General features: G+C 43.3%; 10 protein-coding genes. 7 read left to right on the top strand and 3 right to left on the bottom strand.

The features are described 5' to 3' along the window. Positions 1–129 precede the first annotated feature (129 nt). A complete protein-coding gene (locus PAEAM_RS09640; protein WP_100527349.1) occupies positions 130–981 on the top strand; it encodes an AraC family ligand binding domain-containing protein in 852 nt (283 codons plus the stop codon). Continuing rightward, on the top strand, positions 978–1,916 hold the full coding sequence (locus PAEAM_RS09635) for a DMT family transporter (protein ID WP_100527348.1): 939 nt from the start codon (positions 978–980) through the stop codon (positions 1,914–1,916). Before PAEAM_RS09640 ends, PAEAM_RS09635 begins: the two co-directional genes overlap by 4 nt. Positions 1,917–1,987: 71 nt before the next feature. Here the strand turns inward: PAEAM_RS09635 and PAEAM_RS09630 are convergent, their stop codons facing one another. Next, the gene (locus PAEAM_RS09630; protein WP_100527347.1) at positions 1,988–2,689 is read right to left on the bottom strand and encodes a pseudouridine synthase; all 702 of its coding nucleotides are present in this window, start codon (positions 2,687–2,689) and stop codon (positions 1,988–1,990) included. 204 nt (positions 2,690–2,893) lie between these two features. Here PAEAM_RS09630 and PAEAM_RS09625 point away from each other — a divergent pair, with 204 nt between their 5' ends. From PAEAM_RS09625 to PAEAM_RS09605, 5 genes are all read left to right on the top strand, one after another. After that, positions 2,894–3,526 (top strand): DUF1963 domain-containing protein, encoded by a 633-nt coding sequence (locus PAEAM_RS09625; protein WP_100527346.1) that lies wholly within the window; start codon positions 2,894–2,896, stop codon positions 3,524–3,526. Positions 3,527–3,869: 343 nt separating this feature from the next. Further along, a complete protein-coding gene (locus PAEAM_RS09620; protein WP_100527345.1) occupies positions 3,870–5,078 on the top strand; it encodes an MFS transporter in 1,209 nt (402 codons plus the stop codon). Between the two features lie 90 nt (positions 5,079–5,168). Next, on the top strand, positions 5,169–6,407 hold the full coding sequence (locus PAEAM_RS09615) for an aspartate aminotransferase family protein (RefSeq protein ID WP_100527344.1): 1,239 nt from the start codon (positions 5,169–5,171) through the stop codon (positions 6,405–6,407). 274 nt (positions 6,408–6,681) lie between these two features. Beyond that, complete coding sequence (locus tag PAEAM_RS09610; protein WP_100527343.1) at positions 6,682–7,731, top strand: zinc-dependent alcohol dehydrogenase; 1,050 nt, start codon at positions 6,682–6,684, stop codon at positions 7,729–7,731. 71 nt (positions 7,732–7,802) lie between these two features. Beyond that, a complete protein-coding gene (locus PAEAM_RS09605) occupies positions 7,803–8,540 on the top strand; it encodes an HAD family hydrolase (RefSeq protein WP_100527342.1) in 738 nt (245 codons plus the stop codon). 143 nt (positions 8,541–8,683) lie between these two features. On the opposite strand, the gene PAEAM_RS09600 is transcribed toward PAEAM_RS09605, so the two are convergent. After that, positions 8,684–8,866, bottom strand: coding sequence for a YjfB family protein (locus tag PAEAM_RS09600; protein WP_100527341.1), 183 nt, complete (start codon positions 8,864–8,866; stop codon positions 8,684–8,686). 473 nt (positions 8,867–9,339) lie between these two features. Further along, on the bottom strand, positions 9,340–19,161 hold the full coding sequence (locus tag PAEAM_RS09595) for a non-ribosomal peptide synthetase (protein ID WP_100527340.1): 9,822 nt from the start codon (positions 19,159–19,161) through the stop codon (positions 9,340–9,342). Positions 19,162–19,163 lie beyond the last annotated feature (2 nt).

The following is a 19,163-nucleotide window of genomic DNA, read 5'->3' as shown; positions in this document are numbered from 1 at the left end:
GGGATTGCGGGTATTTTGTTTTTATAGATATCTGTCCGATCAAACACTTCGAGCAATAGCAATATCGTTCAAGAAAATTCCTTCTTTGCAACCTATAATGACGTTAACATACCAGAAAGAAGGTGCATCATGACTCGGGAAGTCCGGACTGTCGTATTTGATACCCATCTACAGCTAGAAGCTTATCAATTTGAAGGCATTATGCAGAAGTTTCCCAATCATTTTCATGACTATTACGTCATTGGATTCATTGAACAAGGCAAGCGACACCTCGTCTGTAACAACGAAGAATACATGCTGAATAGCGGAGATATGATTGTCTTTAATCCACATGATCCTCATGCCTGCGAACAGGTCGATGGAAGAACCCTCGATTATCGCTGTATCAATGTCCAGCCTGAGGTTATGCGAGAGTATGCGAGAGAGATTACTGGACAAGCTTACTTGCCACGGTTTACATCCCCCGTTCTCTACCAAAGTGAACTTGTAGGTTCCCTGCACGAGCTGCATCAGATGATTCTGGAAGAGCAATCCGATTTTTGCAAAGAAGAATTGTTACTCTTACTACTGGATCAATTGCTGCGAGATTATTCGGATGCTGAACCACCTGTTTCCACACAGGATGTGACCACAGAGATCAGACGCATATGTGATTACATAGAAGCTCATTACATGGAGAGCATCTCACTGAACGAGTTAGCCGATTTGACAGAGATGAGCAAGTACCACCTGCTGCGTTTATTCACGCGCCAGAAAGGGATATCACCTTACCGTTACCTGGAAACGATTCGCATTAATCAAGCCAAACGTCTGCTGGAACAAGGTCTGCTTCCGATTGAAGTAGCCGCACAGACAGGATTCAGTGACCAGAGCCATTTCACGAATTTTTTCAAAAAACTGATTGGCCTGACACCCAAGCAATATAGACGTATCTTCAATCATGATTCAGAGTTGAAACGAACCACCACTAACATCGTATGACAAGTCATCTTGATCATCAAAACACTAGAGCCTCTACCGGACATTTACTCGCTTTGTTTACTATACTGATCTGGGGAACTACCTTTGTCTCGACCAAAGTTCTGCTGATTGACTTTACTCCAGTGGAGATTCTATTTTTCCGCTTCCTGATCGGGTATTTGATACTGTTATTGATCTATCCACGTTCACTGCGGATCGTCTCATTCAGAGAAGAATGGTTATTTATTGGAGCAGGACTATGTGGGGTGACGTTATATTTTCTTATTGAAAATATTGCTCTGGTGTACACAACAGCTTCCAACGTGGGTGTTATTGTCTCCATTGCCCCGTTCTTCACTGCCGTGCTCGCACACTTCTTCTTAGATGGTGAGAAGTTAACTCGCCGCTTCATTATCGGATTCGGGATTGCCTTGAGCGGCATCCTACTCATCGCACTGAACGGCAGTTTCATTCTGCAACTGAATCCGATTGGTGATCTGCTTGCTTTCATAGCACCTGCGGTATGGGCGATCCACTCTGTGTTAATGCGGAAAATTGGCCAGCTTCGTTATCACACCATTGGCGCGACCCGCAAAGTATTCTTCTATGGCCTGATCTTTATGCTGCCAGCTCTTTTCCTGTTTGAATTCCATTGGGAACTCGGGCGCTTCACGAGCGTGACCAATCTTTCCAATTTTCTATACCTCGGTCTAGGTGCCTCCGCGCTGTGTTTCGTGACCTGGAACCGGGCCGTGAATCTTCTCGGAGCTATCCAAACGAGCGTATATATCTATCTGGTGCCTATCATTACTGTTGTGTCATCTGCACTGATTCTTCAAGAGCAGATAACCTGGGTGATTGTACTCGGTGCGTTCTTAACCCTATTTGGCTCTTACATTTCAGAACAAAAAGGACACAAGCTTAACAACAAAAACACTAATCCACATAGGGGTTAGTGTTTGCTTCATTTTTTACTGATATAACTGGACATCATGGTTGACCACCGTTGACATGCAGCAGAAGTCATTCATTTTATCTCATTTAATTGAGACAGCAGAATCTCCAGTTCCTCTTGCTCCAGATGACGCCATTGCCCCCGCTCCAGTTGATCCAGCGTAATATTCATAATTCGTACACGCTCCAGCTTGAGGACTCGGTACCCCAAGGCTTTGCACATTCTGCGGATCTGCAGGTTGAGACCCTGTGTCAGAATAATACGAAATACATTGTCACTTTGCCTATACACTTCGCAGGGCTTGGTCACCACGTCCAGAATTTCAACGCCATCAGACATGGACTTTACGAATTCGTCAGTTATGGGTTTGTCTACAGTCACTATATATTCTTTATCATGATTATGCTCCGAACGCATCATCTTGTTCACAATACCTCCGTCATTCGTAAGCAAAATTAACCCCTCAGATGCCTTATCCAGCCTGCCTATCGCAAATATGCGAGAAGGATAATTCATATATTGAATGATGTTCCCCTTCACATGTTCTGCTGCTGTGCAGACAATACCGATGGGTTTGTTCAGAGCAATGTAGACAGGTTCGCTGTCATTACGAGGAATCTTCTTCCCATCAATAAGTACCACATCGTGAGGTTCAACTTCCGCCCCTTTTTCACATACCCTCCCATTGATCGTTATTCGTCCAGCCGCAATTAAACGGTTCGTTTCCCTGCGGGAGCAGAATCCCGTTTCACTTATGTATTTGTTAATTAACATGTGTCACCACTTCTCATCTATAGTATTGCCACTGGTGCTTAGAGTGCTGGTATGTTCATTCGCATCGTGCAATGAGTTAGTACCTTGTACTGATTTTCATTCCACATCATCTCATTTATACTGAAACGAAGCAATAAATTGTTATATAAAAACACATACAACGCTATATATGAATGCCAAAATACACTCTGAAAGGAGCCTCTCATGTACAAAGTTACTCGATTTACAGTTGACCCCAATGATCCAAACCAAGACTCTGGCATGTGGATTGGTGGAGAAACTGCATACGTTTCCGACTGGCCGCTCAACCCTGAGGGTCAGCCTTTATTACATCTGTTCTCCATCAATTGCAATACACTTTCACAGCAGGTCCATATCCCTTCCTTACCAAAAGATAAATATATCTCGGTCTTCTCGACCTACTCCGCCTCCGAATACTTTCTGGATCTGGTAACCTATACGGGAGATGAACTGGAATGGAACGAGAATATTCTTGCCGGGTGCACTTATGTCACAGTATCTTCGCATCCACTCACTTCCGTATGTCCCGTTCCACCCATTCCGCTAAGCGGCGTACGTTTGATTGAAACGGAGTTAGACGAACGGGAGTTCCCTGCATTTTCATTTTTCTCTCCCACTGTACCAAACGGTGTGAAAGGAATTGACCATTTGCTAGAGGAACATCAACTGGTGTGTCAAATATATTCCGGAGATTTTCCTGAGCCTTATCGGGATATATTGGGTCTTCCCGATGCAAATGGTTATTTATTTTTGCGAAAGGGTCCCGCGTCTGCTCACGCACCATTCGATGGAATTTTCTTTGTACAGACTGCTTAAGAGCGATACGTGGAAGTCAGGTATCATCATATAAAACGATTAATCAGAACGTTTCCCGTCTACCTAGACAGGGAACGTTTTTTTATATATGCACGTTTTACTATTCTCGATCAATACAGATGCCAAACCCTGTTAAAAGGTCATATGGATTGAATCATATCTACCCTTTCGACACGAAATCGTTTTAGAAAAAACTTAGCACGAGAAATATTTCTTTTCATCAAAATTTAACATTATTTTACAACAAAAAGCATGTACATTTGGACAATTATGGTATAAGTTATATATAAATTAAACATTAATTACATAATATAAAATTTTTACCCAACTAGGAGGCGGGCTTTTGAAAAGAATATTCGCTCTAAGCTGCGGTTTTTATCTGTTAATCGGCATAACCAGCGTTGTGCTCGGTGCACTTCTCCCTGTTTTATTGTCACATTATGAGCGCGGTTACAGTGATGGCGGATTTTTGTTATTTCTGCAGTTTCTTGGATTTCTTGTCGGTGTAATTGTAGCTCCTGCCCTGACGGCCCGTATCGGAAGAAAAGCGATGCTGACCCTTGCCCTAATCTGTATTGTAGTTGCTTATATATTACTCGGTTTTTTGCCATCCTGGTCTGTAGTTCTTCTTCTCACGATTATCGTAGGTTTCGGTTCAGGTATCATCGAACCCTCTGTAGGTGCATTCACGATCGAATTCACTGAGAATCAAAAGGCGGTCGCCATGTCCAAGCTGGATGTCTTCTTTGCTCTTGGAGCACTTCTCATCCCGGCTGTCGCTGCTTTATTCATCTGGATAGATCTGTGGCATCTTACTTTTTATACAGTGGCCGTGTTGTCACTAGTTCTCATGCTACTGTGGATCACTATGCCCCGGCCAGCCGCACTGTATCTGGAACAGGCTGGCGAGAATACAGTGGCACATGCAGCAGGTAAAGCCCAATATTCGAGAAAACATCTGGGTCTGCTCACAATCTTCGTCATCTTCTTTTTCATCTACATGGGATTGGAACTGGGATTGATGAACTTCCTGCCCTCCATTCTCGTAGAACGATTGCACCTTCAGGAATCTGTCGCATCGCTGAGTGTCTCCATCCTGTGGATTGCGATGATCATCGGTCGTCTTTTCTCCGGGAAAATAGCGGAAGCCGTCAACTATATGCCATTCCTGATCTGGAGCACGGTTGGCACGCTTTTGTTTACTGTCGCTATGGTATTTGTAACTGGACAGTGGGCAACGTATGTGCTGATCTTCGGAACCGGTCTGTTCATGTCAGGGCTGTTCTGTATCGCACTGGTCTACGCAAATGTTCTGATTCCCGGTATGACCGAGCGGACAACCAGTATCCTGATCGCATCGGGTGGTATTGGAGGTGCCATCTTGCAGTATGTGACTGGATGGAGTATGAGTACAGGGCCTGTCGTTAATACAATCTGGATTTTGGCCGGATTCTGTCTGATTCTGCTGCTCACATTGATGGTCTCTCATCTATGGACTGTAAAAAATAATGCAGTACGTGCTGCTCTCGCACAACATAGCAAGGAAATGTAAACATCGTTTCTTAAGGGAGGTGATGCCCGCATCATCCGGGATTGTTGAGCTTCGTTCGAGCTAGTACACCATTATATTGGAGGAAATCGTATGCAAACTTTAACCAACAACCGCTTCATAGCCGGAAAAGGGATTAAGTTGATTGACGATTCAGGTGTTGAATACCTGGATGGCGTGTCGGGAACATTCAATCTGTCACTGGGCTATAATCACCCACATGTAGTCAGCAAAATTCAGGAACAAGTCGGCAATCTGACGCATATGTCTTCCTCCTTCACCGAACCGTACGTAAATGAAGTACTTGATCACTTAATCGAATATGCTCCAAACGACATTAATGCCGGATGGATGCGGGATATCACTGGTTCAACTGCCAACGAATGTGCAACCAAAATTGCACAGAAGTATACCGAATCAACAGACATCATCAGCCTGTATCTATCCCATCATGGGCAGACCCAATTTGCCACCGGAATTTCGGGAAATGCCTTCCGGCGGAAACGGTTCCCCAATTCGGCTGTGGCTAACGCTGTCCATGTACCTGCCCCATACTGTTATCGCTGCCCCTTCAAATCTTCAAGCGGAGACTGCGCCTATCAATGTGTTGAAGCCATCTCTGATGCCATAGAATATGCCAGTTCCGGCTCAGTCGCCTGCATGATTATTGAACCTATTCTCGGGAATGGCGGCAATATCATTCCTCCTGCCGGATATTTCAAACGACTGCGTAAACTGTGTGATGAGTACAATATTATTCTTATTGCCGACGAAGTACAGACAGGCATCGGTCGTACCGGAACCATGTTCGCCAGCGAACTGTTTGATATCCAGCCTGATATGATTACCCTTGCAAAAGGTCTTGGCGGGATCGGCGTACCTGTTGCTGCGGTATTAATGCAATCCCGGTTGAATGTGCTCGAAAAGCACGAACACTCCTTCACCTCAGGAAGCAATTTGATCTCCGTAACTGCTGCCAAATCCACCTTGGAAGTGGTATCCGAACCCGGATTCCTGGATGCGGTGAAACGTAAAGGTGAAATTTTGGGTGAATTGCTGCAAGAATTGGCAATGAAATACCCAAGTATCGGTGAAGCTCGTGGTGTCGGGTTAATGTGGGGGCTCGAGATTGTAGGTGACGGTAATGAACCGGATACGCTCAAAACCAATGCCATTGTTGACCGCGCTTTTACAGATGAGCATCTGATCTTGAGAAGTTCAAGATATGGCTTCGGCAACGTTGTTAAGGTCCGGCCTTCCCTTACCACAACCGAAGACGAACTGGTTGAGATTGTAGAGCGGCTGGATTCAGTGCTCGCCAGCGTTAATTAAAACATTTCAATGCAACTGTTCGAAGTGGTCGTTTCGGTTACGAATCGTTCTTATGATCGCTGTTATCCACGGATTTTCTTGATTTCCCTTTCCCAAGGGAAAAATCCATTGATAGCATATGCTTCCGAAGCAGCTTTCTTTCAGAAAGCTTTGAGGCGAACACTTCGCTTCTCCAGAATCGATTTCGTCCCTTCACTACTTTCGTATCTTGAAAAAACTATTTTAAGATGAATCGCTATTTTTATATTTTATATAATTATAAGGAGGTTATATCATGCTTGCATTGGTATACAAATCGGCTTGGGATGTGGCGCTTGAGGACCGGCCTGTTCCGGAAATTACAAGAGATAATCAGGTGTTGGTTCGTATTCGGGCGACAGGTGTATGTGGTACCGATCTCGGTATTGTAAGCGGCAAATATCATGCAGTTCCTTCTGTCATTCTCGGTCATGAGTCTGCCGGGGAAGTCATTGATGTTGGCTCTGCGGTAACGACATTACAGCCGGGCGACCGTGTTGTGATCGATCCTACCTACTATTGCGGACAGTGTGACATGTGCAGAACAGGCAGACAAAATCATTGCACACACAAGTCTGTTACCGAGACAGGTGTGAGTGCTGACGGAACATTTACAGATTATTATGTGACCGAGGATCGTTTTTTGTACAAATTGAAGGATCATGTGAGCTATGAAGAAGCAACTTTGACGGAACCACTCAGCTGTATGCTGACGGGGATTAATCAGATTCATCTACTGCCGAATTTCAGAACAATTATCCTAGGCGCAGGCCCGATTGGCATTCTGTACAGCTACGCGCTCGCTTCCAAAGGGGTTACCGGCTGTCTGGTCGACATCTCTGAGGAACGCTTAGCCATTGCCGGTTCCATTGCACCTGATCGTTGGGAAGTTCATTCATCCTTTGAAAATGCAATAGAATCGCTGTCACCCGCAACCCATCAGGTCGATATGATCGTGGATACAACAGGTGTTGTGGGCACACAAGTGCTTTCCCAGCTCGCCAGTGGCGGTTACCTGATGCTGGTTGGTCTGAGAGATGGAAACACATCATTCAATCCCAAGGAAGTTGTGGACCGCAGTCTGAAAATTATTGGTTCCATCGATTCTCTGGGGACATTTGCTACCGCACATTATATGATTGAACAAGGGATTATTCCGGCAAAAAAAATCATCACCCACTCCTTCCCGTTGGAGGATTACGAAGAGGCATTCCGCACACTTGGCTGCGATATTCAGGGACGCACACTTCAAGCCTCTTCACATGCCATTAAAGTTGTGCTGCAATCCAGCGGTTCCAGTTTCTAAAGTGGAAAGTTAACCATGAAAGGACTACATTAGAGATATATGTATACACAATCCTGGAGGAGGAATACAACATGGCAGCAAACAAAGAATCTAACGGACTGGGAGCACCCAATGATGACATCATTCAAGCGGTCATTTTTGATATGGATGGTGTACTAATTGACAGCGAACCGATTTATTTTGAGATTGAGCGCAGCTCATTTTCCCATTTTGGAGCAAGGGTGACTGATGAAGAACATCATACCTATGTTGGAGTTACGCTGGAATCCATGTGGCAGCAAGTACTGGACAAACATCAGCTGACAGCTACGCTGGAAGAAATATTTACTTATCATCAGCATAATGTGATGCAAACGATGCTCGCCCATCCGAATCTGACGGCGATGCCTTCCGTGGAACGCTGGTTAAGTTGGCTGCATGAGCAGCACATACCCATAGCTGTAGCTTCTTCCTCTCCACGTGCACTGATCGATCTGATCATGGACAAAACCGGACTTGAGCAATACTTTGAGGTGCGAATGACAGGTGAGGAAGTTACAAACGGCAAGCCGGCACCAGATATTTTCCTGACCACAGCTGAGATGATTGGTGCATCCCCTTCGAATTGTCTGGTGATCGAGGACTCGCGCAATGGTGTCCACGCCGCCAAAAGTGCAGGCATGCGTTGCATCGGATATCGTAATCCGGGATCAGGCAATCAGGACTTGTCCAAAGCCGATCTTCAGATTTCCAGTTACGATGAGTTATGGACATTGAAGGATACGCTGCCCTTTGAAGGCAGATTGCCAAGCTTGTCAAAGTTTCGCTGAGAAGATCGTAATAAAAAGATCATAATTTCGGAATGTATTTAGAAAAAAAACAACCCAAACGGCTTCAATTCATTCGAATTGGAGCTGTTTGGGTTTTGCTTGCTGCAATGGGTATTACATGAGGACACATACTGTAATTTCAACTAAACCGAAAGATCGAGACTTCCACCCAGATTGGGATGAGGAGCAGGCATTGACTTCAACATTTCTGCCATCTGCTGGCCTTGCTGCTGTGCCATGTCTTTTGTAATCGACATCACTTGCAAGCTTGCCGACTGCACTACTGACGCTCGGCTCATCGCCATTGATAATGCTGCAATATCCATGTTCTGCACTCCTTTCACTTTCTGATTACATAGATGTACTTATTATATATCGGTCAGAAGGGAGGAATTGTTAAAAGGTCGATCAAAATGTATACGGAGGCTTCTTTCGTTTCAACGATCTGTTGAATGAACTTCCGCAGTTTCAACAGCTGATCTGCCTCGCTTGTGACATCACAATGTTGATCCGACCACGTAAGAGACTTCATTTCTCCATCTACAGTAATTTTCCAGCTATCATCATTAACGGAGCATAAAAAGGGGATGCCTCAGTCATGAGCATGACTGAGGCATCCCTTATTAAAGTTATTTAATTCTAATGAACCTGGTACACGCTATTCGCTCAGATTTGCACAGGTCTGTGATGTAACGAATCACAGAGACGTTATTCCGTCGATTGGGTCGATTTTTAGGTTCTGACACCCTGATATGATGAAATAACATTACTGAGGTTCGTTGAAGTTTGCCATTCACGTCTAATAACTGTTCGACGTACTCAACGCAAGTTCGTTTATTTTAACTTCCGGGTTACTTACCACCTGTTGAATCATGGAAATAAAGTGTTTTTGAATCTGTTCAACGGTAGATGAGTCATACACATTGGCATTGTACATCAATATGATTTTCATATTTTCATGGGGTTTGACAATCAAAGTAAAATCAAAACTATTGTGTTCTGTACCCCCAACATTCATAATCTCAAGCGGTATTTCACCTTTCTGGCCCAGACTCTCCATTCGGTTCTCTACCGGGAAGTTCTGATATACAACAACATGGTTAATCAGAGATTGTTTTTGCTTGGTCAGATTTTGAATATCATATAACGAATACGTATCATATGCATGTGACTCCACAGCTTGTGCCTGATTCATTTTCATTAGAGATATAAATGACTCATCGGCCTGAGCCTGGATACGAACAGGAATCGCATTAATAAATAACCCAATCATGCTTTCGATCCCAGGGATGACAGGCGGTCTGCCCGATACCACACTTCCGAATACAACATCATTGCTTTCATTGTATTGCTGCAACAATACACCCCAGGCCGTCTGCACTAACGTATGGAGAGTAACATGCTGCTGTTCTGCAATCTGTTTCATTTGCTCGACCAGTACATCATCCAAATAGCAGTTTAGCGTTCTGGAATCCTGTCTTTCATGTTTCGGTTTGACTTTTTCTCCGGGCAGTTTCGTTTGCCCCTCATAACCATCAAGGTAATGACTCCAATACGTTATTGCACCTTGATGATCTTGCTGTTCCAACCATTCAATGAATTGACTATAAGGTGTTAATAGAGTCACTTGAGGCTTTCTATTCTCCCGAATCGCAAAGTAATTCTCAAATATTTCTTTGCTTACCAGAGACATACACCAGCCATCCATCAAAATATGGTGAAAACTCCATATGACGCGGTATTCCTCATGCTTTGTTCGTAAAACAGACATACGTATTAGCGAATCTCGTTGTAAGTCAAATCCTCTTGCCTTGTCTTGCTCGATATACTCGTCAACATACGTTTTACGTTGCAGCTCACTTGTGCCAGCTACAACTTCATAGTTAAATTCAAATTTCTTCTCTTGATACACAATTTGAAGAGGGATATCCACGAAATCACTGTAAAAATTAGTTCTTAATATCGCATGCCTTTGCATTAATTGATCCAAACTTTGCGCAAAAGAGGTAACATCCAAATCTCCACGCATATCAAACATGATTTGTACAAAGTAAGCGCCCGAAATTGGATTCCGTTCACTTTCGTACAACATTTCCTTCTGTAATGGTGTAAGTGGGTACACATTTTCGATTCGACCGATGTGCCCAGTGTGTTCCACGATTTGATCCAATTGATCAATGGTTAATGACTTGCATGAAATATCACTTGGTGTAAGCTCGGTTTGTTCCTTCCTTACACAATGTTCAACGATTCTATCAAGACCTTCCTTATAGAGACAAGCCAATTGCTCCATCGTTTCCCGGCGATATTGTTTTGAACTATAGTTAATGGACAACGACAACCGACCCTCTGTAACAATGCCATTGATATTCAGCACAAAAGGTCTCTTGTTGTTTTCACTTACGGATGGCCCGCTGGAATAAGGCGAGAATTTAATGCCATCTTGGCCCGAATCCTGATTCACCTGTCCCATATAGTTGAAACTAATTTCGGGATTTTTCTCTAACTTGAATCCTTCATTTCCATGTGACAAATACCTCGAAATCCCGTAACCAATGCCCTTGGTTGGGATCTGGCGCAGTCCTTCCTTGACGGTCTTAATCTTCCTTGATAAGTCAGCCCCGGACTCCATCGTAATCATAACGGGGTACATACTTGTAAACCATCCCACTGTACGCGTAATGTCCAGCTCTGGCAGGATGTCTTCTCTACCATGCCCTTCCAGATTTACGAGGATTTCTCCCATGCCTGTCCAATCATCAACAGCCATTCCTAATGCCGTTAGCAATATATCATTAATTTCCGTATGGTACGCATGATGTGTTTGCTTTAATAATTGCTCGGTTTCCGCTGCTGTCCAATGAAGGGTGATCGTTTCACTATCTTTGCCAATCGTCTCATCACAATCCATATCTTTTGGCAGCGGGCTTAGCTGGGCCTGCTCCACACGACTCCAGTATGGATTCTCTTGCTTCATCGCCGGGCTGTCTGCAAACGTCGACAATTGTTCTGCCCATTGTTTAAACGAGGTCGTTTTTTGAGGAAGCCGGATTTCTTCACCTCTTAAGAACTGGTCTTGCCCTGTCTGGATATCTTCATATAAAATACGCCATGAAACCCCGTCTACCAACAAATGATGAATGGCAATAAGCAGGTGATCCCCTTCAGCACATTGGAAAAACCCAAGTTTGATCAAAGGTCCGTGAGACAGATCCATACCACTCTGAATTTCTTTTGCTTTATTTTCAATGAACGATGCAGGATCTGCTTCTGTTTTGAGGTCAACGATTTCAAGGCTGTATAATCCTTCTTCGTCTGCCCCTCGGTTCCACGCTTCATATCCGCCTTCAGGAGCTTGTCGATAAAGGATGCGGAGAGCATCATGCTGTTTCACGATCTTATCCATGATGCTGTGAATAAAACGAACATCAAACCCTTTTTCACGAAAGAACATCATTTCCTGATTGTAATGATGTGCGTCCACCATATTTTGATCAAAGAACCAGCGCTGAACAGGTGTCAGCATCACTTGTCCCGTAACTTCCCCTTGTTCAGAAATAGTGCTCACGGATGTAACGTGTTCACTCAACTCCGCTACTGTCGGATAGGTGAAGAAATGCTTCATTTCCACTTTATACCCTGCTTGAAGCAGTCGTGAGGAAACTTGAATACATTTAATCGAATCGCCCCCGAGTTCAAAGAAATGATCTGATGTGCTAACCTTTTGAACACCAAGCACAGCTTCCCAGGCAGCGACGATCGCTTGTTCTACAGCGTTCTGCGGCGCCATATACTCGGTCCCTTTTTGCATATGTTCTTGTGGAGATGGCAATGCCTTACGGTCAACCTTCCCATTGGAAGTTAACGGTATATGCTCTAATTGAACAAAATAAGACGGGATCATATAATCCGGAATTTCATGAGATAATGCCATTCTGATTTTCTTCGCTGTCAGTGAGCTGTCGCCTTTCCAATACGCACACAACTGCTTCGAACCATCCTTATGCTCACGGGCAATAACGACTGCTTCCTGAATGGAGTCTATTTGCAAGAGCGCAGTTTCCACTTCGCCAAGCTCAATTCGGTAACCGCGAATTTTCACTTGATGATCGATTCGTCCCAGATATTCAATATTCCCATCCGACAGCCATCTTGCGGCATCTCCTGTGCGATACATTTTCCCTTTTGTAATCCAGGGATGATCAACAAATTTCTCTGCGGTTAAATCAGGCCGGTTCAGATAACCTCTGGCAAGGCCCTCACCTGCTACAACTAATTCTCCCTGAACACCGATCGGTTGAATGCGCTGGTGTTTATCCAAAATATAGGTCTGCAACGTTGGGATTGGTTTTCCAATATTGCTCTTTCCAGCATGTATTTCAATGTCGGTTATTTCCTTATACGTTACATGAACCGTTGTTTCGGTTATCCCATACATATTAATTAACTGGATAAATGGATATTTCAGCTTCCAATCCTTCAATAACACGGGATTGAGGGCTTCTCCTCCAAAAATCACTTTTCTTAATTTCAGATCTGTTGCATGACCTGCCAGTTCTTCCTGAAGAAGATGATAGAAATACGTTGGCGTTTGATTCAATATCGTCACTTGCTCGTTTTTTAACAATTGTAGAAATTGTTCCGGACTTTTTGCCGTCATTTGAGGTACGATAACCAGTTTTCCGCCATAGAGCAATGCCCCGTACATTTCCCATACCGAAAAATCAAAACAAAAGGAATGGAATAATGTCCATGTATCTGATGCATTAAAATCAAACAAATTTTTACTGTTGAACAACAATCGCACCACATTTTTATGTTCAATACATGTCCCTTTTGGTTTACCTGTTGTTCCTGAGGTATAAATTACATAAGCCAGGCCTGTTGGTGCAGCAGTCATTCCCAAATTGGAATGATCTTCATGATAGGACTCAGGTTGATCCAGGCAAACGACCTCTCCTGCAAAAGAGATGCGTTCTTGCAAATGACTTTGCATTAATAATACATGTACACCCGAATCCTCAAGCATGTAGTTTATACGATCCTCCGGATATTCAGGATCAATCGGCACGTATGCGCCACCCGCTTTCAAAATCGCAAGGATCCCTACAACCATGTCTAGCGAACGATCAGCGATGATCCCGATTAACTGATCATTTTGAATGCCTTTAGCCTTCAACGTTCTTGCCAATTGGTTGGCTTTCTCGTTCAGCGTTTGATAGGTTAAATGTCGATCATCATATACAACCGCAACGTTTTCGGGAGTTCTTGCTGCTTGTTCCTCAAACAGTCCATGAATTGTCTTGTCCATTGGATATTCAGCCATAGAATCATTAAACTGTTCCAAAATTTGTGTTTTCTCCTGTGTTGTAGTCAAGTCAATGTCATGGATAGGGATAAGCGGATTGTTGGCCACTTGCTCCAACATCTGAATCAAGTGACCTTGAATGCGTTCTACGCTTGCCCGGTCATAGACATTAGCATTGTAATAGAACATGCATTTCATCGATTGGCCTGGTTTGATAATCAGGTTAAAGTCATAATTTGTTTGTTCATCTGCTTCTACATTCGTAATCCGAAGAGCTGTCTCTTCCTGATCCCCAAACTGTTCCATAATGCCCTGTACAGGATAATTTTCGAATATCAGGATATGATCAATCAAATTTTGCTTTTGCGATGTTTCCGCCTGAATCTCGTATAACGGATACGTGTCATGTGGATGCGAAGCCACAGCTTGTTCCTGATTCCGCTTCATAACCGCTGCAAATGTCTCGTTACCTTGAGTCTGAACGCGTACAGGAATGGTATTGATGAATAAACCAATGATTCGCTCAACTCCAACAATCGCCGCAGGTCTGCCCGACACCACGCTTCCGAATACAACATCCTCACTGCCGTTATATATCTGTAGCAACATTCCCCAGGCTGTCTGCATGAACGTGTTCAGCGTCACCTGATTCTGACTGGCCACTTGTGCGAGCTGTCCGGTTAATTCCTGACTAAGTGTACAAATCATATGCTCTGAATGATATTCATCACTCTTCGTAATTGAATGTTCTTTTGGCAAAGTGGTCTGCTCATCATAACCTTGCAGATAGTCACGCCAGTATTTCAGGGATTCTTCATGATCTTGGTTGTCCAGCCATTCAATATAGTGTTTGTATGGAATCGTACTCTTTGCCTCCAGTTTTCGTTGTTCCTGAATAGCAAAGTATCCATCAAACAACTCCTGGATTACAAGAGACAGGCACCAGCCATCCATTAAAATATGATGATAATTCCAAATGAAACGATAGGTTTGGTCATGCGTTTGCAAGATCGAAATACGCATTAAGACATCCTGAGACAGGTCGAAACCTTTTATTTTATCTGTTCTTGTATATTCTGCCACGTATGCTTCACGATCTTTTTCATTCATCTCACGCAAATCTTCGTATATTAGTCCATTCCGTTTATGACGGTATACCACTTGCAGAGGTCCATTCTTCCATTTGCTATGAAAATTTGTTCTGAGAATCGAATTACGCTGCATCAACTGATCCAGACTCTTCGTAAAAGCTTCCACGTCTAACGGACCATGAAGATCCAGCGTGGTTTGAAGGAAATACGCTTCCGATTTTGAATGAAGCAAATGATGAAAGAACATCCCATTTTGCATCGGTGACAAAGCATATATATCTTCGATTTCACCAATGTGTTCCGATTCTTGAACAAATCCTTCTAATTCTTCAATCGTAATTCCTTTTAACGTTAGATCACTTGGTGTACATTCCGGCTTCTCTTTTGTCACACAGTGCATCACGATTTCTTGCAGATGATCTCTAAAATATGTTACCACTCGCTCCATCGTTTCTTTTTGATATTTGGTGCGACTATACCGAAGTGACAACGTCAATTTGCCTTCTACAATTAAGGCATTCATATCGATAAGAACATTTCTTCTGTGATTGTCGCTTGCTGTTGCTCCGCCTGGGTAGGGAGAGATCTGCATCCCGCTATTCTGAAGATCCTGATCAAATTGACCCAAATAGTTAAAGCTAATTTCAGGATTCAAGGTAAAGGGCGTTTCTTGCTGATGTGCACTTAAATATCGTAAAATACAATAACCAATCCCTTTTTTAGGGATTTGACGAATCATTTCTTTGTTGGTTTTGATGAAAAGAGACATATTTGAACTTGCTTCCATATCAAGTACAACCGGATACTGGCTCGTAAACCATCCGATCGTTCGTGTAATATCGAGATCCGGTAAAATTTGTTCTCTTCCATGTCCCTCCAGATTGACCAGCACTTTATCCATGCCCGTCCATTGGTGAATAGACATGCCTAATGCATGGAGCAGCAAATCGCTAATCTCCGTTTTATACGCACGATTCGCTTGTTTTAATAATTGTTCCGTTTCTGCCGCTGACCATTCCATAGTGATCTCTTCGCTGTCTCTTTCCAGTGCATGATCCGCTTCGAAATCTGTAGGTAACGGTTTATAGGTTACTTGTTCAATTTCATTCCAATAGGCTAGCTCTTGCGTTATCGCATCACTGTTCGCATACAACTGAAGCTGTTCTGCCCATAATTGGAATGAAGCCGTTTTTTGCGGTAGTTGAATCGATTCTCCATCACTTAATTGTTCATATCCTCTGGATAGGTCTTCGATCAAAATTCGCCATGAAACCCCGTCGATGACGAGGTGATGAATAACGATTAATAGATGATCTCCATCTGCACACTGAAATACGCCCAACTTCATCAAAGGTCCACGTTCCAAAGTGAACGTGCTCTGCATTTCATTTGCCTTCTTCTCGATTTCTTGAGACGGATCTGCTAATGACTTGAAGTCCATCACTTCAAGTGTATATAAGGATTCCCTTGCCAACCCTTCATTCCACGCTTCATAACCCTGTTCTGTAAAGCGATATACTGTACGAAGTGCATCATGATGCTCACTCAATTTATCGAATACACGGCGAAGTGTGACTTCATGAAAACCTTCTTTCCGGTACAACATCACGGACTGATTATAATGATGGGCGTCCACCTTGTAATGCTCAAAAAACCAATGTTGGATTGGAGTCAGCATCACTTTTCCAGTGATAATTCCCTGTTCTGACAGGGTACTTATGGGTTGAACATAGGGAATCAAGCTTGCTATGGTTGGATTTTTAAACAGATGATCCATCTGCACCTGGTAACCTGCTTGATATAACCTCGAAGAAACTTGAATGGATTTAATCGAATCTCCTCCAAGTTCGAAGAAATTATCCAAAATCCCAATGTTCTCTACCCCAAGTACCTCTTCCCAGATCGATACAAGTTGTTGTTCCACCATCGTTCGGGGTGCTTCGTACTCCATGCTCTTCAACATATGTTCTTTGGGAGCAGGCAAAGCTTTGCGATCGATTTTCCCGTTGGACGTGAGCGGCATCTGAGCCAGCTGTACAAAATAGGACGGAATCATGTAGTTTGGCAGTTGCTGGGACAGCGTCTCCCGCAGTTCCCCGATCGTGATTGCATCCTCTCCTACCAGGTACGCACATAATTGTTTGGTTCCTGTTTCATCTTCTCTGGCTATGACGATGGCCTCTTTTATCTGGGTACTATTTAGAAGAGCCGTCTCCACTTCACCAAGTTCAATCCGGTGTCCACGAATTTTCTCTTGATGATCTACCCTTCCTATATACTCTATGTTCCCATCGGGCAGCCATCTTGCGAAGTCACCTGTCTTGTACATTTTTGCTCCCGAAACAAATGGATCATCCACGAATTTCTCCGCAGTCAGATCTGGACGGTTCAAGTAACCTCTGGATAGCCCTGCTCCGGCTACACATAATTCTCCCTGAACTCCAATTGGCTGCAATTCATTCCGTTCTCCTAAAATGTAGACTCTATTGTTCGCAATAGGCTTCCCGATTGAGATATTTTGATCTGCCGACTTGATCGACAAAACTGTGGATACAACACTATTTTCGGTTGGACCGTATTCATTACACACTTCGATGCGTGGATTGATGCGCTGCAATTTGTGTATTAAGGCAGGAACAATCTTCTCTCCCGCAGCCACCACATTTTTCATAGATGCCCAATCTTCCGCGCTTACTTGTTCCAATAGGGTCATCAAGAAACTGGGTGGACTTTGGATGTGCGTAATTTGCTGTTTTTTGACCATCGTATTGATGGCTATAGCATCTTTACACTGTTGCTGGTTTAACAAATACACTGTCGAGCCAGATATCATCGGACCAAAGAAATGAGTAATAAATGAATCAAAAACGAAAGGATTCAGCATTAATACCCGATCATCTCCGGTAAAATGATAAAAATCCGATTTCCATTGCAGGGAATTTACAATGCTGGCATGTTCAATCATTACGCCTTTGGGATGACCTGTTGTTCCAGACGTGTAGATCATATATGCCAGATCACTGGAGATCGCTCCATCGTCCAATTTTAAATGATCATCATAGTGATTTATTTCAGAATCCAGAATGACACATGTCCCTGCATAATGTTCCGGCTTCTGTATATGACTTTGATGCAGCAACCAAGCCACTTTTGAATCCTCAAGGATATAGTGAATACGGTCTGCCGGATATTCCGGATCGATTGGGACATATGCCCCGCCAGCTTTTAAAATACCGAATAGACCTATGATCATCTCAAGTGAGCGCTCTGCCATAATGCCAACGAACTGACCCGCCTGCACCCCCTTAGCTTGAAGTAATCGGGCCAATAGGTTGGATTTTTGATTTAACTCTCTGTACGTTAACTGTCTATTCTCAAATACGACTGCCGGATGGTCCGGTGTTCGCTCCACCTGTTCTTCAAATAATTGATGCATCGTTTTGTTCTGTGGATACCCCACGCTTGTATCGTTAAAGTCATATAACAACTTGTTTCGATGAAACTCTGATAGCATATCTACTTGACTTAACTCCAGATCAGGTTGGTTTAGAACTACGGAAAACAATTGGTCAAGATGCTCTACAATTTGTACCATATAATCGCGATCATAACGATCATCATCATAAACTAATCTTAACTGAATGAAGTCGTTCTCGAGATCAAAGTGGAACATCGTCGCCGCTTTTACGTTATTTTCATCAAGGGCAGGATGAATTTCATTCAACGAAACCAAGGTATGAATTAGAGGTACATGGTTCGAATCATACTGAACATTTAAACGTTCAACCATTTTTCTGAAAGGGATTCGTTGATGCTGAATGGCTTCAGTTAAACTGGTCTTCACTTGATTAAATAAGGATTTGAATGACATCGCATGATTGATATTATTTTTTAAGACAAGAACCTTATTCGAGAGCGATAGATCAGTGTTCTTTTCTTCCATCGTTGGTATACCAATAATCATCTTGGTTTCATTCGTGTATTTATATAACAGACACTGAACTCCCGTTAATAAGATCGTATAGATCGCCATAGGAGCATTTCGCGACATGGACTTGATTTTATGTGAAACATCGGCTGACAAAGACTTATATATATCATTCTGGTGCTGCGTATCGTCTGGGTGTTTGGAGGTTGTCTTGCAATAAGGCAAATGAACAAGATGATCATCATCTTCAAATCGGCTTGCCCAATACGATTCCTGTTTCTTAAAAATAGACATAC

Origin of the sequence: Paenibacillus sp. GM1FR (assembly GCF_002803315.1) — a bacterium.
Classification (GTDB): domain Bacteria; phylum Bacillota; class Bacilli; order Paenibacillales; family Paenibacillaceae; genus Paenibacillus; species Paenibacillus amylolyticus.
This window is presented reverse-complemented; position numbering and strand designations above follow the sequence as displayed.

Bases quoted from the DNA above. Each gene is read 5' to 3' on its own strand.
- PAEAM_RS09640 (WP_100527349.1), top strand. From the start codon at position 130: ATGACTCGGGAAGTCCGGACTGTCGTATTTGATACCCATCTACAGCTA.
- PAEAM_RS09635 (WP_100527348.1), top strand. From the start codon at position 978: ATGACAAGTCATCTTGATCATCAAAACACTAGAGCCTCTACCGGACAT.
- PAEAM_RS09630 (WP_100527347.1), bottom strand. From the start codon at position 2,689: ATGTTAATTAACAAATACATAAGTGAAACGGGATTCTGCTCCCGCAGG.
- PAEAM_RS09625 (WP_100527346.1), top strand. From the start codon at position 2,894: ATGTACAAAGTTACTCGATTTACAGTTGACCCCAATGATCCAAACCAA.
- PAEAM_RS09615 (WP_100527344.1), top strand. From the start codon at position 5,169: ATGCAAACTTTAACCAACAACCGCTTCATAGCCGGAAAAGGGATTAAG.
- PAEAM_RS09610 (WP_100527343.1), top strand. From the start codon at position 6,682: ATGCTTGCATTGGTATACAAATCGGCTTGGGATGTGGCGCTTGAGGAC.
- PAEAM_RS09605 (WP_100527342.1), top strand. From the start codon at position 7,803: ATGGCAGCAAACAAAGAATCTAACGGACTGGGAGCACCCAATGATGAC.
- PAEAM_RS09600 (WP_100527341.1), bottom strand. From the start codon at position 8,866: ATGGATATTGCAGCATTATCAATGGCGATGAGCCGAGCGTCAGTAGTG.
- PAEAM_RS09595 (WP_100527340.1), bottom strand. From the start codon at position 19,161: ATGTCTATTTTTAAGAAACAGGAATCGTATTGGGCAAGCCGATTTGAA.